This is a genomic window from Phormidesmis sp. 146-33, assembly GCF_052939515.1.
The window spans coordinates 55,518-72,001 of the sequence record NZ_JBJPHU010000003.1 but is presented as its reverse complement, the minus strand read 5'-3'; the positions used below and the strand labels follow the sequence as shown (position 1 = coordinate 72,001).

Sequence of the window (16,484 nt, the reverse complement as noted above, 5' to 3'; positions counted from 1 at the left end):
CCTCAATCCTAAAATTTTGAGAGACTCCTACTCTTTGCTTTATACGCTATGAAACTAGATCAGGTGTTGTTTTCTAAAGCTAACCGAACGCTGCACATGTCGCCTCTGCAAGTGATGGTGGCGATCGCCGTTGTGATGGCTGGAGTCTCTCTATATATTTCTCAAGAACGCATGTTCTATGGTTGGGACAGTACGGCTTATGTAGACCTGATCGACCAAAAGCTGACCGCCCTCAAAGAATCTCCGCTACTAGCAGTGGCTAAAACCTGGTTGTCTAGCAGTCAGGACTATAGTGATTATCCAACCCTGCTGTTATTACCGTTCAGAGGTTTATTTGGAGAATCTCGCCTGACCTATATTTTAAGTACCGCATTCGTTTACCTATTACCCCTAGCCTTAACCTTATCGACAATCGCCAATCAACTGCTGCCTAAACATCGGCGGCTTGCCTCCTGGTCGAGCTTGGTGGTAACCTTCACAACGCCTGTATTTTGGATTCCTACTCTGCGGGGCTATGTGGATGCGGGAGGTACACTGTTGATTGCCCTGTCCGTCCTGACTTATCTACGTGATCCCAAGTTGCAGCAGCGTTGGCAAGTGTTGGTAATCGGCAGCTTGTTAGGATTTGTTCCCTTGTTTCGCCGCCACTTTCTCTATGCCAGTCTAGTGTTTTTTGCGGCGATGATAGTACAAGCTTTACTGGATGGATTACAGGACTGGCGATCGACATCCCCCCAGACAACCCAGGCTTTGATCAAGCGCTTACGACAGATTGGCTTCACTGCGATCGTCAGTCTGATGACAATCCTGCTATTAGGATTGCCCTTTGTGATGCGACTTCTCCAAACTAACTTCACTAGCCTCTATGCTTCTTACGAGTTCCCGCTTCAGGAGAGTTTGCAAGCATATGGAAATCTTTACGGCTGGATTGCTGTTTTGGGGGCTGCTTTGGGCTATGCAGTCGGTTGGAAGATGCAGATTCTGGCGCGTCCAGCCATGACATTTGTAGCAACCTTTTATAGTTTAACCTTTTTGCTGTGGGTGACTAAGGTCAAGCAAATCGGGGTGCATTATACAAGTCACTTTACGCCCCTGATTGTTTTGGGATGGGTTGCTTTAGTGGTTAGTATGGTCTTGACGCTGCGACGGCGATCGCGACTCTTCATGCTGACAGGCAGCGCGCTCTATCTCAGCTTGAATGTATACTTTGGCTTCATGCCTGCCCCAACCGAAACACTTGCTTCTATCTCCCCAATTCTGGGATGGGGGACTAACCTCAGTCGGCTCTTTGCTGCAAACAGCCCACCCTTGAGACAGCCTGACTATGATGAACTGGTGCGCCTGGTCAAAGAATTAAAGATTCTCGCCCCTAATCAAGAAGCCATCTATGTTGGTGGCGCAGCCGCAGAGTTTAATCGGAGTGTGCTGAAAAATGGGGATTCGATCGTTCATCAACAATCCAGTCTCAACTTTTTGCCCACAGAAGACATTGATTCAAGAGATCGGTATCCCCTCGAACGGCTTCTACAAGCTGATTATGTCGTAGTCACTGACCCCTTCAAACATCATCTCTTGGCAGCCGAGCAGGATATTGTGAAAGTGGTGACGGACATCTTTCAGGAACGGTGGAAATTCTCTCAGGATTTTGTTAAGTTACCTGCCGAATTTCGACTCACTGATGGCGCAAAAGTATCTCTCTATCGTCGGATAAAACCAACCACTTTACCAACTGCGATCGCCACGCTGAAACAACTACAACAAACGATTAATCCCCCTCCGGGCGGGCAAGCAAATTGGGTAATGTTAGATCAGCGACCTGGGCACATCGCGTGGGGCAAGGCAGGAAATTACCAGATCCGCTCCGATCGCAAGCATCCAACAGAATCCGGAACGTTTCTCTACATCAACTCGCTGGAGAAGTCTCAGGCGAAGGTAACCGGAAAGATTGCTAACCCAGGCTCCCAATGTCCCGGAACAGAACTTCGGTTGGATGTGATTAATGCTCAAGGTCAGACGCTCAACACCGTGAAGACCACACATCTACCAGGCACGGCTGACAATTTTCAACTCACTGCGTCCACACCTCCCTCAACTTATTTACAACTAAGACTGTCCCACTTAGCTCCGTTACCAGTAGTCAAGCAACAGTGTCAATTGCGTTTGAGCCATCTCACCCTGGCAACTACCAGCCAATAGTCAGTACACCTCCTGCATGAATAGAATTTTGATGTCACCTGCTCTTAGGTCTGGCTCCGTTTGGGTCGGCTTGTGCCCCCTAAATCCCCCATTCTAGGGGACTTTGAAACCGCAAGTTTTGGCTCAAAGTCCCTCACTTGTGGGGGATTTAGGGGGCGTTTCCGGATTCGCGCAGAAAGTCTAGTGTTCGGCAGGTGTAAACCGGACATCACAGTGATTTTGGTAGGTTTCAGCATCACTGCACAACCCGTCCTGTCATCAAGGACTTTGAACCGGAAACCTTGTCTCTTTGTTGAAGACTGACATTAATACAGAGTAATTAAAATCATCTATGAAGTAACCATGACGTTAACTATTGGCTTCATCCTCCTCACCCACAACAAGCCCCACCAAATTGTCAGGCTGGTTAACACACTCAATCGCATGTTTGACCAGCCTACGATCGTCTGTCATCATGATTTCTCAAAAAGTGACCTTCCGACCGATCAACTCACGGGGAATGTTTCGCTTGTAAATCCTCATTTGCAGACGGGTTGGGGCAAATTCTCAGTATTAGAAGCTGCATTACAGGCACTCTCATCAATGTATGAAGCTTCGACTCCACCTGATTGGTTTGTGTTGCTGAGTGGGGCAGATTATCCAATAAAGCCAGCAAAGCAAATATTGTCTGATCTGGCTTCAAGTTCATATGATGTTTATATTCGTCATACAGAAATTAAGTACAACGATTATGACACTCCCTGGCAGAAGTTATGCTACGAGCGTTACTGTTCTATACAATTTCGCACGCTATCTCTAAATAGAGAACTCCACTTAACTAAGCGAAAAATAGCCTTAAAGCATCCATTCATCACTGATCCTTTTCTCCCATTTTCAAAAAATTTTCGCTGCTTTGCTGGAGAACATTGGTTTTGTGCTAATCGAAAAGCAGCAGAGTATCTGATTGAATTTCATCGAGCGAAACCTGCTTTAGCGTCCCATTACCGTAGGTTAGATTCTTACACGATCGCTCCAGAGGAATCCTATTACCATTCGATATTTTGTAACGCGCCTCATCTCAACGTTTCTCAAAATCACTGGCGCTATATCGATTGGTCAACAAAAGCTTGCCACCCAAAGACGCTGCTGTTTGAAGATCTGCCCAAAATTCAGGCATCATCGGCGCACTTCGCCAGAAAATTTGATGTTGATACAGATGCCAAAATTCTAAATGAACTTGATGCCGTTGTCGGGTAACGGACTGATTCGCTTGAAGCAATGAAGCTAGTCGTTAAGGGTTGAATGGGGTATTAATTTTATGAACGTCCTGCAAATCAATCAATCAGACATTTCAGGAGGGGCAGCGATCGCTAGTTATCGGCTACATCAAGGCTTGCTGCGTCAGGGAATTGAGTCGCGACTGCTAGTAGGTCACGCCGTGTTAGAAGATGCCGCGATCGCCACCGTCCCTCGTCACCCCAAAGTCGAACGGCAGCTTCAGCGCATCACTGAGAAACTAGGACTCCACTATCTGAATTTGACCGCAACAGGCAACATCGCGCAGCATCCATTTTATGCGGCAGCGGATGTGTTGAACTTTCACAACTTGCACAATAATTACTTCAACTATCTAGCAATTCCTAAGCTCGTCGCTCATAAGCCTGCGGTTTTGGCGCTGCATGATATGTGGAGTTTTACCGGGCACTGTACTTACAGCTATGACTGCGATCGCTGGCAGCGAGGTTGTGGGCACTGTCCCTATCCCGAAACTTATCCGGCGATCGCCCGTGACAACACTCATCTAGAATGGCGCTTGAAACAATGGAGCTACCACAACGCTAATTTAACCGTGGTTGCGCCAAGTCGCTGGCTGGCTGATTTAGCGCGGCGAAGCTTGTTGGGTAAGTTTCCCATTCACCACATTCCTTATGGGATTGATACAGAGATTTATCAGCCCCTCGATCCAGCAGAGTGCCGCAATCAATTAAATTTGCCTCTAGGGAAAGCAGTCCTGTTGTTTGTGGCAGAAAGTTTGCAAGATTCGCGCAAAGGGGGCGACCTGCTGGTAGCAGCATTGGCAGCATTACCCGCTTCGCTCAAGACAGAAGTTGTCTTACTGACATTGGGTAACTCTGATGGGTTGCAAACAGACAGCTTGGGAATTTCGTCACTCAACCTAGGCTATGTCCGCGACGATCACCAGAAAGCGATCGCTTATTCGGCTGCTGATTTATTTATCTTCCCAACTCGTGCAGATAATTTGCCGCTGGTATTACAGGAAAGTTTGGCCTGCGGCACTCCGATGGTTTCCTTTAAGATTGGAGGGGTTCCAGAGATAGTCAGACCAGGAATCACGGGCTATTTGGCACAGGCTGAAGAGGCTGAAGATCTCAAAAATGGAATTGTGCAGTTGTTAGAAAACTCAGAACTTCGCGATCGCATGAAACAAAACTGTCGCACGATCGCTCTCCAGGAATATTCTCTAACCCATCAATCTAAACGCTACGCCGATCTCTATCAACAGGTGTTACAGAACTTTGTAACCCGCTAGAGATCTTTGATTTGCGGTCTGCTAAATATTCCCTGTAACTCCAGACTCATCGATATCTTGAAGTCTACATCTTGAACACTAGCTCTTGAAGTCTACTCATTAATGACTTAAATTTTGCCTCAGCTTATGATTAGCGTAATTACTCCAGTTTACAACGGTGAAAAGTTTATTGAGTCTTGCCTTGAGGCGGTGATTCAACAGGATTGTGCTGCGATCGAACACATTATTGTGGACGGTGGCTCTACCGATCAGACTATAGAGATTGTTCAACAATACGCTCAACGTCACACTCATATTCGCTGGATCTCTGAACCCGATCGCGGACAATCAGATGCCATGAATAAAGGTATTAACCTTGCTAAGGGCGAGATCATTGCCGTTCTCAATGTGGATGACTACTATGAACCCCAGGTCTTAAATCAAGTGCTGGAACAGTTCAAGACGCTTCCCAATCCCAGCTTTCTAGCCGGAAATTGCAACATTTGGGACGATGCGGGGCACTTAGTTGACGTAAATCGACCTACGAAACTGCGCTTGTTTGATTTAGTCACCGGGGTGAATGTTCATCCTTATCCCTGCAATCCGTCTGCTTACTTTTATCATGCATCTCTACATCAACAAGTCGGGCCATACAAACTCGACGAACATTATGCAATGGATTTAGAGTTCATTTTGCGGGCGGTGCGGGTTGCGACTGTCAAATATGTAGAGGTGACCTGGGGCAATTTTCGTCGAATTGAAGGAACAAAAACCCACAGCGATATGCAGAAGGGTGTCATGCATCGTCGGGTAGTGCAATTGCTAAAAGAACATCGTCAGTTTCTGAGTCCGATCGAACAAACCCAACTTTGGCTGCGAGATCAATGGCTCAGAATTCAGTTTTTCTCAACTCAACCTCAACGACTCATTCACCTTTGCCAAACAAAACTGTCAAAAGGATACTCTGAGCTATGAATCTGACCATTAGTGTCCTGATTCGGACAAAAAATGAGGCACCTTACATTGGGGAGGCATTACGGCTCGTTACCCAACAGTCTTACCCGCCCACAGAGGTGATTGTTGTAGATTCCGGTTCTACAGACGGGACGGTTGAAATTATCAAACAACATCCTCATGTCAAGCTAATCGAAATGCCTGCCGCTGAGTTTACTTTTGGTCGATCGCTCAATTTAGGGCTGGCGGCAACTGAGGCAGATGTGGTGGCGATGCTGAGTGCCCATGCGTTTCCTTGCGATCGCGACTGGCTCAAATATCTAGTTGCTCATTTTGAAGTGCCCCAGGTAGCTGGAGTCTATGGGAGGCAAGTTGCTCAACCGGATGCCTGGCCGCCTGTGGTGCGAGAGTATCTAGATTTCTATGGGGCAACCCAAAAGCTACAAAGCAATCCAGACGATCGCCGCGACCATGTGTTTTCTAATGCTAATGCAGCAGTTCGTCGAAGTAGCTGGGCTAGAGCTACCTTTGATGAAACGCTTTCGGGCTGTGAGGATCAAGCCTGGGCATGGGAGATGTTAAAGCTGGGATACCACATCATCTACGAACCACAATCTGCCGTTTACCACTCACACAATGAGCCGCTGCCGCAGGTTTATCGTCGTAGCTATCGAGAAGCACTCGCTCTCAAACTGCTCTATGCCACCGAGTTGCAGCCTCGAACGGCGCTGGGTTTGTGGGGGCGATCGGTGTTAGCCGACATCCGATTTATCGTGGCCAATCGTCAAAATTATTGGTGGCTATTTCAGGTGCCCTTTTATCGGCTTTCCTCAACCTACGGCGCACTAAAGCCAACTCTCCAGCAAACCTGGTGGGCGACATTCCTGCCTTAAAGTAGCGCGATGAACGTCTTCGCTTACCAGTTCAGGAAGAGGAGATTTAGTCTGAAAGTCTCCCACAGTTGGCAGTTTGGGGGCAGAAGCGCTAAACAACACAGCGAAAAACTTTCATCGAATTTACAGTAAACAACCAGGCGAAGCATCATCCAACTCATATTGAAGTCGATCGTCACAAGTTCTACAGACTTTTACCTGAATTAGAATGCGTTTATTATTTATTTCTTCCTCGCTTCAGCGCGGGGGTGTTGAAGAATATTCATTGACGATCGCGACTGCCGCAGTCCAGCAAGGATGGGACGTTCATGTGGCATTTCCGCAGGTGCCTGAGATGTCTACTTTGGTACAAGACTTTCAAGCAAGAGGCATCCAGTATCATCCGCTAAACATTCTGGAGCGGAAAGTTTACCCAATACGGTTGCTGGATTACATCGCTAACTTTTTGATGACCCTGTTGTTGTTGATCAAGCTAAGACCCGACCTAGTTCAGATCAATCTAGCTGGCTACAACGCTTGTTTCAACAGCATTTTGGCTTGTGGCTGGCTAAAAACTCCCACAATGGTTGTATTTCACCTATTTCCAGAAGTGGCATCTTTCCCCAACCTCAAGCTAAAGCTATACGCCTGGGCCAGATCGCGAAATCAGCAGTGGATCGGTGTGTCAAACTATAATCGCAAACAAATTTGCACCTCTTTTCAGGCAGACCCAGAAACAGTGCGGGCTATCTACAACGGCTCCAAAGTGGTTTCTCAAATCACTGGAACAAATGAAGCGGGGTTGGCATTACAACAACAGATTCGGGCTGAGTTAAAGTTGCCTGAGACTAGCCAATTGGCATTAACAGTAGGACGCTTGGCTGACCAGAAGGGCTATGTAGACTTGATTCCAGCCATTCCCCATCTAATTCAAGAATTTCCCCATCTGCATTTTATTTGGATTGGTGATGGCGAAAAGCGAGAAGCCCTGGTTGAGCAAGTACAAGCGTATGGAGTGGTCGATCGCGTTCATTTCTTAGGCTATCGGGCTGATGTGCCCCGGTTTTTGCAAGCCGCAGATCTATTTGTGTTTCCCAGTCGCTTTGAGGGGCAACCCTTTGCGATCCTAGAGGCGATGGCTTATGGAATTCCGATCGTCGCTTCTAATGCCTGTGGGATTCCCGAACTGATTGTCGATCGGATACACGGGCGCTTGTTTCGTAAAGGGGATAGCTGTGATTTATTAGAAACCTTGCGCTGGGCACTGCGGCATCCTGAATCCATGCAAACAATGGCAGAACAGGCACAAATTCAGGCTCAAAACTTTTCAGAAGAGAAGATGGTGCGAGAAACGCTGCTGTTACTCCAAGATTTGAGCGGAGATCCAACGCCTCTTTCTCAGACAGGTGCCAATAGACCTCCTGCGTGAATAGAATTTTCGATGTCACCTCCTGCTTAGGTCTTGCTCCGTTTGGGTCGGCTTGTGCCCCCTAAATCCCCCATTCTGGGGGACTATGAAACCGCAAGTCTTGGCTCAAAGTCCCTCACTTGTGGGGGATTTAGGGGGCGTTTCCGGATTCGCGCAGCAGGTCTAATCAAATTCTGAAAGCCTAGTCGCCTAACTCAGAATGCTGATGTAAAGTCTTCCAGAATTAGGAGTTTGCAGCAGAAGATCTTAACAACGCAGCGATGAAACTTGATCTCTTCGAGTTACCCGTAAGGGGTCGAGCTGACCTTGAAATTTGCTTCGATCCTCCAGTCACAAAAGCAGGAGATAAGCCATGATTAAGAACATCAAGCCCAAAGTTAAAGATCTCATTCAATGGCCCCTGGCCCTGTTGCGAAAGCATAGTTTGACCTCCATGCCCAGCGCAACAGAACGCTTGCGTCATACTCAAAAACTTGGCTTTTCTCCCAAAGTTATTTTTGATGGGGGCGCATTTAAGGGGACGTGGAGCGCGACGATCGCTGACATTTTTCCTCAAGCACAAATTGTACTAATGGAGCCAAATCCGTCTCTACAAGCCGAGATCAGCAGCACACTCGCTCACATTAAGCCTGCGGTAGCTCTCCAAAACTTGGCTCTGGGCGCTGCACCCGGAGAGAGTTCTTTTAACATTTGGGGAGATGCCGACAAGGCCGCCAGCGCCTCTTTGCTCAATCACACTCAAGGACAGGCCAATCAAACCGTTCAAGTCAAAGTAGATACCTTAGATAACATTGCTACCAGACTCAATCTATTTCCAAATCTAGTAAAGCTCGATCTGCAAGGCGGAGAATTACCAGCCTTAAAGGGCGGAAGTCAAGTGCTGAATGCAGCCGAACTATTTGTGATTGAATTTGGTTGTCTAGAAGCGTATGTCGATCGCACAACGCCAAAAGACTTGATGGAAATCATGTATGACCATAACTACTGTCTATATGACATTGTTGAGTGCCACTATCGACCCTATGATGGTGCGCTCACGGGTGGAGATTTTATCTTTGTGAAAAACGATAGCGAGTTGCGGCGCTACAAGGGCTGGAAGTAGACAAGCTGATGCAATTGGACTTCACCATTCAGGCTCCAAGCAAGGGATACGCACACAGGACAAAATGATGAACACCCAAACCCTATTGCGACTAGCTAAATCTTCTACTGCAACCGTTTTAGACAATTTGTGGAAATGGCATCCGCCGATCTGTGAAAACGTGAAGGAATGGGCGAGAAGTCAGCCTGACCGTACAGCGCAAATCCTGCATCAAGACATTGTTAAAGCCAGTAGAATCCATCGATCGCCGCCGAAAACAGTGGATACAGACATTCATCCGCTCTTTTTATCTCAACTCAGCAATCAGGCAGCCGAAAAGTACTTAGTGCAGATTCACCAGGCTAAGCTACTGGGCAAACACGGCGTTGTGGTTTTGCCGGACGGCAGCTATACCGCAGAGCCACTCATGGGTAGCCAATCGCTTCAGCATCAGTCTGACTACTACAGCTACTTAAGACAGCAAACCTACTCTCACCAAAGAAAGGCTGGCAAATACTATTCTCTGCTGCAACTAAATGCTGCCTACGGGAACTACTATCACTGGATGCATGATGTGCTGCAAAAGCTGTATTGCATTCTCGATCGACTGCCACAGGAGACTCAGTTTGTAGTACCCAATGGGTTGAAAGCATGGCAATACGAAGCGCTGGCGACGATCGGACTTAATCAAGATCGGCTCGTGATTCACCCAGGGCGAGAAATCTGGGAACTAGAAACCCTTTACTTTTCGCCTCCAAATACCGTTTGGGGTTGGGATCTGCCTGGTGCGAATGAGTGGGTACGATCGGCATTCTACAAACGGTTTAATCTGCAAGCTGAAGCGCTAGATCGTAAAAAGCTGATTTTGATTAGCCGCGCCAAGGCAAAAGGTCGCAAAATTACTAACGAATCAGCCGTCGAAGCGCTACTCAGACAGTATGGGTTTCAGACGTATTTTCTAGAAACAATGAGTCTTCAGGAACAAGTTCAGCTTTTCTCTGAAGCCAAGGCGATCGTCGCCCCACATGGAGCCGGATTAACCAATTTAATGTTTGCCCAGCCATCGACCCAGGTGTTGGAATTTTTTGAACCTAGTAAGATTTCTAGTCTTTGCTTCTGGTCGATGAGCAACTGTTTGCAGCAGGATTATTGGTGTCTGTTTGGGGAGACGATCAAAAATTCAGAGTATCCTCAACACCCCAACATTTTTGTTCCGATCCAAACGTTAGAGAAAACGATGCAGTCTTTTCTAGAATCAGCCTGATGAATATCCTCGTAGATAGTTTTTTTGCTGCTGATGCCGATGGGCATGGGGGCAATCACAGAACCGCCCAAATCGCTGAATTAATTGCAGAAGCGGGCATCGAAATCACCAACTTAGACCGCAAAATCGTGCAGAAAAAGCTCGATCGACTCCTGGCGGGCCTTCAGTCGATCCTCAATCCCAGCACGCTGCGGTTTATCAATCAGCATCAGCTAAAAATTAGCAAATCGCCTGTCTCACTTGCCTTTTGCGGATTTCAGCGCCAACTTTACCAAAAGGCACTTCAGCAACACACGGGTGCCAAAGTCATGGTGTGGGAAGCGACCAAAAACTATGTTGCGCCCTACGTGGCTGATGAGCGTCACTTCAAAATCGTCGGCGTACCTCAAAACCTGGAGGCGTTGGTCACCGGACAAAATGCTTTTTTTGAAAGTTTTGATATCGAAGCGCAGGCCCTCGCCAAGGCTGACATCGTGTTTTGTATCGCCCGCGAAGAAGAATGGCTTTTGAGGCTCAAAGGGGTCAATGCCCATTTCCTACCTTACTATCCGCCTGCAAAGCTCTTTGAGCGCCTCTTGAGCCTGCGTGAAGCCAGAACGAGAGAACAGCCATCCCGCTTTTTAATTTTGGGAAATGCTAAAAATCCTCCCACCAAAGCTGGCATGATCGAGCAACTTAACTGGCTGCAAGAAGTCCGTAAAACGCTGGAATTTCAGGTAGATATCGTGGGTTTTGGGACGGATGAATTGTTAAGTTATTGTAATCATTCTGATTTCTTCCTGCACGGCGCAGTTGAGCTAGAGAAACTAAATGAGTTGATGCTTCGGGCAAAAGCGGCTCTGATTCATCAGCAAGCTGGAGCCGGAGCGATTACTCGCATTCCTGAAATGTTGATTGCTGGCATTCCTGTAATTGCCAATGGCAACGCTTGCCGGAGTGCGTTCACCTATGCTGGCGTGTATTGCTATGACGATCGGTTTGAACTGACAGATCTCATGGCAAAAACTTTGGAGCGTCCTGAAGTGTTGCCTCGTCCAGTGAAAGCAGAGAAACGCTTTATTAACTGCTTGCTCGAACTCGCCCACTAACGAGATTGCGACAAGCAACCCTTTTGCAGTAGACCCCCAAGAGATCAGAAACAATGAAGGTATTGGTAACAGGCTCAAATGGTTTGATTGGTTCCGAAGCGGTGGAGTACTACGATCGCCAAGGACATCAGGTGATCGGGGTTGACAACAACATGCGGGCAGAGTTTTTTGGCGCGCAGGGCGACACCACCTGGAATCTGCAACGGTTACAGTCCAAAACGCGCAGCTTTCAGCCTTACAGCATTGATATTCGCGATCGCGATCGCTTGTTTGACCTCTTCCAGTCCCACTCTTTTGATCTGATTATTCACTGTGCGGCTCAACCGTCTCACGACAAAGCGTGTCAGATTCCTTTGCTCGATTTTGAAGTCAATGCTCTGGGTACGGTGAATTTGCTAGAAGCTACGCGCCAATTTTGCCCAGAGGCGGTGTTTATTCACATCAGCACCAACAAAGTGTATGGCGACTCGCCTAACGAAGTGCCCCGCGTTGAGCTAGAAAAACGCTACGATTACGCCAACCCAGACGACTACCACGGGATTGCCGAAACCCAACGCATCGATCGCTGTCTACATTCCTTGTTTGGCGCGTCCAAAGCGGCGGCGGATGTCGTCGCTCAAGAGTACGGTCGCTATTTTGGTATGAAGGTCGGCATCTTTCGCGGCGGCTGTCTGACCGGCCCTTCTCACTCTGGCGTTGAGCTACACGGCTTTTTGTCTTACCTGGTCAAAGTCGCCATCACAGGCGGCACTTACAAGGTGTTTGGCTACAAGGGCAAACAGGTGCGCGACAACATTCACAGCTACGATGTGATCCAAGCCTTTGAAGCCTTCCGCAACAACCCCAAGCCAGGAGAAGTGTATAACCTGGGCGGCGGCCGTGATAACAGCGTGTCTATTCTAGAATCGTTTGACTTGATCGAACAGCTCACGGGCAAGCGCGTCAATTGGGTTTATGTCGATCAAAATCGAATTGGCGATCACATCTGCTACATGTCTGACCTGCGAAAGCTCAAGAGCCATTTTCCAGAGTGGAGCATTACGCGCAGCCTGACGGATATTTTTCAGGAAATCATTGCGGCCGAGGCAGCCAAATATGCAGCAGTTAGATAGTCCCCGATCGGCGATCGACCCATCGACTCAAAAGTTAGACACGCCCAAACTACTGTTATTTGACCTGGCAGCCAGTGGGCACCATCCAGTCTATATCCAATATCTAGTGCGGGATTGGGTTGAGCAACAGCGCCCCGGAACGCTGCATGTGGTCGTGTCTCCGCAGTTTTTCGATCGTCACGCCGACATTACTGCGCTGGCTTACGAAACGTCGGACAGTCGAGTTCAGTTTACAGCCATTTCCGAGCGTGAATTTGCCCAGTTTGAGCAACAAAAATCTCTGCTTTCTAAGTCGTTTGCTGAATGGCATCTCTTGTGTAACTATGCCAGCCAACTCCAGGCGACTCAAGCACTGTTGATGTATTTCGATACTTGCCAAATTCCCTTGGTGGCGGGGCGGCGCGCTCCCTGTCCGATCGCGGGCATTTATTTCAGACCCACTTTTCATTACAGTCGCTTTGCAGACTATCACCCAACCTGGCAAGATACGCTGCGACAGTGGCGACAAAAGCGATTACTCACCCTGATTCTCCGCAATCCTCAGCTAAAGACTTTGTTTTCGCTCGATGCCTTCGCGGTTCCCCAGATTCAGCAATGTAATCCTAGGGTCAAAGTCCTGCCGCTGGCTGATCCCGTTCAGCCCCATCACCCCCAGCCTGAAGCAACTGCACAACTGAGACAGGATTTGGGAATTGCACCCGATCGCCAGGTTTTATTGCTGTTTGGCGAACTCAATCGGCGCAAAGGAATCTATCAGATTTTGACGGCAATGTCAGCGCTCCCTTCAGAACTGGGGCAGCAGATTTGCTTACTGTTAGCGGGGCCACTGCCCCTAGCGGATAAACCCGCGATCGTCGCTCAGATCCAGCAGCTACAGCAAACGACGTCAGTTCAGGTAATCCTCAATGATCAATACATCAAAGGCGACGCAGTACAACGCTACTTTGAACTGGCGGATAACGTGCTGGCAACCTATCAGCGACATGTGGGCATGAGTTCTATTTTGTTGCACGCGGCGGCGGCGCAAAAACCAGTCTTGTCTACAGACTATGGGCTGATGGGAGAGCTAGTCCGCCATTACGAATTAGGGTTGGTCGTCGATGCCAGCCAGCCAGAGGCGATCGCTCAAGGGGTGACTGACTGGTTACAAGGGAGCGATCGTCTCAAGCACAATGCTGCCAAAATGCAGGAATTTGTTAATCAAAACCTGGCTGGGCAATTTGTTGACACCATCCTGCAAACGCTACTGTCTGTTTAGATCTACCTGACGCAGAAATCTTATGAAGCTACTATCGAAATTAAGTGCTGTATTACTCAGTCTCTATCTTCATGGCTTGACTTTCTATTTCTGCATTACTGGGTTTTCTGCGGGTCTTCAGTCTAGTGCGCTCACAGCAGCCTATCAGCTTACCTTAGTCGGAATCCCGCTTGTCATTGCCCTATTTGTCAAAGACTGTCGTGAAAAACTGCTGCGGCTAGAACCGATCGATTTGCTGTATCTCCTGTTTGTGATCCTCTTTCTATATGACCTGCGAGAAGGCAGATTTGCGGCTGAATTTCCAGAAAATCTTGTAATCTATTTTTCTTTGTACTGGACTTCTCTAGCAGTTGCGCGAAGTTTGACGCTCAAACAATTTAAGCTGGTTTGCCAGGTCTCCAATCTGATTACGATCCTGACTTCCTCGATTATTCTGGCTCAGGTGATTACCGGAACTGCAAACTGGGCCGATCACGGTCGGCGACTGGTGGCTGGCGCAAGTAACAATCCCATCATTTTGGGGTACACCGGAGCCTATGCTTTTCTGACCAGTCTAATTTTGGCAATGCGTGCTAAGTATCCCTGGAATCTGGTTTGGCTAGTAGTAAGCTTACCTGGGCTATCGGTTTGTCTCTCTACAGGCACTCGTAGCGCCCTATTGTCTATCTTTTTGGGGGGTGCCTTCGTGGCGATTTACAGCTTAAAAGTTTTGGCTCGCTCTAACAAAAGCTTGTCCAGGGTAGTGTTGAATGGATTTATTGTAGTTACCTTAGTGTTCTCGTTTTCCCTGGCGAGCGAATCGTTTGTTCCGGCCGCGCGAGGGGGCGGCCCATCAGAAAAAGCATCCCCTATTACTGTGGCGCTGGAGTCTGGTTTAGAACGAGTTAGTTCCTTCACTCAAATATTGACTGGCGGCGGCAGCCAAGATCGTTCTACACAGCAGAGAGAAGTTCTCTATCAGACTGCCTGGGAAGGGTTTATGCAAAATCCGATGACAGGGAATGGGTTGTACTCTGCTCACGCCGCACACAATGCGTTTCTCCAGGTTTCAACTGAGTTTGGACTGTTAGGGGTTGTGACCTTTGTGGTGCCGTTTATATACATCTTCTACCGCATGATTCAAGTCATCTTTATCATGAAGCCTGATGTGCGGAGAGTGATCAAGTCTTTTCCTACACCAGAGCAGTTTTTGAACAGTGATTACGCCACAATTTCTAGCTTTTGTATTGTGATATTTGCTCAAGCAGTCTGTATGTTTTCATTCCACGGCGATCCTTACAGAAGCTTTTTACCGATTACGTCTATTGGCGTTCTGATTGCTTACTTGCGGCTAGGAAAGAGGGCGATTCAAAACTCCCGCTGGGACGCATCCTAGTTCCTCGTTTGTTGTTTGTTTCACGATCGATGCCCCAATTGTACTATTTCCATGAGCTATTCCCCGATCGCCTTGTTTATCTATAAGCGCCCCGATCACACTCGACAGACGCTGATCAGCCTGATGCAGTGTCCAGAGTTTGCGGAGAGTCCTTTGTTTGTCTTTTGTGATGGAGCCAAAAAGCCAGAGGATGCTGACAAAATTCAAGAAACGCGCAGCCTGGTACGTGAGCTAGTCGGAGAAACTGCCAAGATCATTGAGGCTCCCCAGAATCAAGGTCTGGCAAACTCAATTATTTCTGGAATCAACCTGGTGTTTCGCACCTACGATCGCTGCATCATTATCGAAGACGATCTTGTGGTACATCCGCGCTGTCTAGGCTTTTTGAATGCTGCCCTTGACCAATATGAAGCAGAACCTTCTGTGATGCAAGTCTCGGCTCATATGTATCCGGTGCCCGAATTTACTCAACGCACAGAAGCGCTGTTTCTTCCAATTCATACCTCCTGGGGTTGGGCAACCTGGAAACGAGCCTGGGCGCACTTTGATCCGCAAGCAGTCGGCTGGGAAGCACTGGAACACGATCGCGATCTCCGCACTCGATTCAACTTTGACGGCACGTTTGATTACTTCAACACGCTCAAGATGCAAATGTCTGGGACGCTCGATTCTTGGGCGATCCGCTGGTACTGGAGTATTTTTAAGCAGCGGGGATGTACCTTATTTCCGCCGATTAGCTATATCAACAACATCGGGTTTGATGGAACGGGCACCCACGGTTGGCGATCGGCCCGCCGCTTTTTTAACCGGGCCAACCCTCCGCAACCCCCGATCGCGTTTCAGTTACCTGAAGAAGTGCGGCTATTAGACACTGAATTAGCGACGGTCAAAAAAACGCTGCGAAAGCTTCGTCCCAGAGGATTGGTCATCGTCAAAGGCCTGTTGTTTTTGCGAAAAATGAAACGGGCGCTCATCCCCGCGAGAGCCTGAGCGTGATCAAGCCTGCAAAGTTGCAACGTTCCCCTTAAGAAGCTACTGTGTACACACATCTCTTTCTCGCTTCGTTTCAGTCGGCTTCAGCCCCCTAAATCCCCCAAAATTGGGGGACTTCAAGCCCAGAATCCGAGTTCAAAGTCCCCCAGATTGGGGGATTTAGGGGGCGAAGATCTCGGCAATAAACGATTAAGCAACTTGTGTGTACACGGTAGCCTTAAGAAGGGAGGACTTAAAGAAGTTGCACGTCGCGTTCATTTCGGCTTCCTAAACAACACAAACGCAGCGATCGATGGGTCAATGCCGTATCTCTTTGGTCAAAACTGATGGATAAGTTCATGGAGAACAGAAAA

The 16,484-nt window shown here is 48.2% G+C and carries 13 protein-coding genes; all 13 read left to right on the top strand.

All coding sequences use genetic code 11. The features are described 5' to 3' along the window. Positions 1-48: 48 nt before the first annotated feature. The 13 genes from ACJ2PR_RS02295 (at position 49) to ACJ2PR_RS02235 (ending at position 16,128) form a co-directional block, all read left to right on the top strand. Positions 49-2,196: a hypothetical protein gene (locus ACJ2PR_RS02295; protein WP_446875754.1), complete on the top strand. Its 2,148-nt coding sequence runs from the start codon at positions 49-51 to the stop codon at positions 2,194-2,196. Positions 2,197-2,538: 342 nt separating this feature from the next. Then, positions 2,539-3,432, top strand: a complete 894-nt coding sequence (locus ACJ2PR_RS02290; protein ID WP_446875753.1) for a beta-1,6-N-acetylglucosaminyltransferase — start codon at positions 2,539-2,541, stop codon at positions 3,430-3,432. Positions 3,433-3,493: 61 nt separating this feature from the next. Then, positions 3,494-4,726, top strand: a complete 1,233-nt coding sequence (locus ACJ2PR_RS02285) for a glycosyltransferase family 4 protein (RefSeq protein WP_446859111.1) — start codon at positions 3,494-3,496, stop codon at positions 4,724-4,726. Positions 4,727-4,852: 126 nt separating this feature from the next. Further along, positions 4,853-5,680: a glycosyltransferase family 2 protein gene (locus tag ACJ2PR_RS02280; protein ID WP_446867351.1), complete on the top strand. Its 828-nt coding sequence runs from the start codon at positions 4,853-4,855 to the stop codon at positions 5,678-5,680. Further along, complete coding sequence (locus ACJ2PR_RS02275; RefSeq protein WP_446867352.1) at positions 5,677-6,552, top strand: glycosyltransferase; 876 nt, start codon at positions 5,677-5,679, stop codon at positions 6,550-6,552. The genes ACJ2PR_RS02280 and ACJ2PR_RS02275 overlap by 4 nt, the downstream gene beginning before the upstream one ends. Positions 6,553-6,760: 208 nt before the next feature. Further along, positions 6,761-7,960 (top strand): glycosyltransferase family 4 protein, encoded by a 1,200-nt coding sequence (locus ACJ2PR_RS02270; protein ID WP_446867353.1) that lies wholly within the window; start codon positions 6,761-6,763, stop codon positions 7,958-7,960. Between the two features lie 352 nt (positions 7,961-8,312). Further along, positions 8,313-9,062 (top strand): FkbM family methyltransferase, encoded by a 750-nt coding sequence (locus ACJ2PR_RS02265; RefSeq protein WP_446875752.1) that lies wholly within the window; start codon positions 8,313-8,315, stop codon positions 9,060-9,062. Positions 9,063-9,129: 67 nt separating this feature from the next. Then, the gene (locus tag ACJ2PR_RS02260; protein ID WP_446875751.1) at positions 9,130-10,305 is read left to right on the top strand and encodes a glycosyltransferase family 61 protein; all 1,176 of its coding nucleotides are present in this window, start codon (positions 9,130-9,132) and stop codon (positions 10,303-10,305) included. Beyond that, entirely contained in the window at positions 10,305-11,393 is a 1,089-nt protein-coding gene (locus ACJ2PR_RS02255; RefSeq protein WP_446875750.1) for a hypothetical protein, read from the top strand. The genes ACJ2PR_RS02260 and ACJ2PR_RS02255 overlap by 1 nt, the downstream gene beginning before the upstream one ends. A gap of 53 nt (positions 11,394-11,446) precedes the next feature. Then, positions 11,447-12,505, top strand: a complete 1,059-nt coding sequence (locus ACJ2PR_RS02250) for an NAD-dependent epimerase/dehydratase family protein (RefSeq protein ID WP_446859104.1) — start codon at positions 11,447-11,449, stop codon at positions 12,503-12,505. Further along, positions 12,489-13,763, top strand: a complete 1,275-nt coding sequence (locus tag ACJ2PR_RS02245; RefSeq protein WP_446875749.1) for a glycosyltransferase — start codon at positions 12,489-12,491, stop codon at positions 13,761-13,763. Before ACJ2PR_RS02250 ends, ACJ2PR_RS02245 begins: the two co-directional genes overlap by 17 nt. A 22-nt stretch (positions 13,764-13,785) precedes the next feature. Continuing rightward, the gene (locus ACJ2PR_RS02240; protein WP_446859102.1) at positions 13,786-15,138 is read left to right on the top strand and encodes an O-antigen ligase family protein; all 1,353 of its coding nucleotides are present in this window, start codon (positions 13,786-13,788) and stop codon (positions 15,136-15,138) included. Between the two features lie 51 nt (positions 15,139-15,189). Then, a complete protein-coding gene (locus ACJ2PR_RS02235) occupies positions 15,190-16,128 on the top strand; it encodes a hypothetical protein (protein WP_446875748.1) in 939 nt (312 codons plus the stop codon). Positions 16,129-16,484 lie beyond the last annotated feature (356 nt).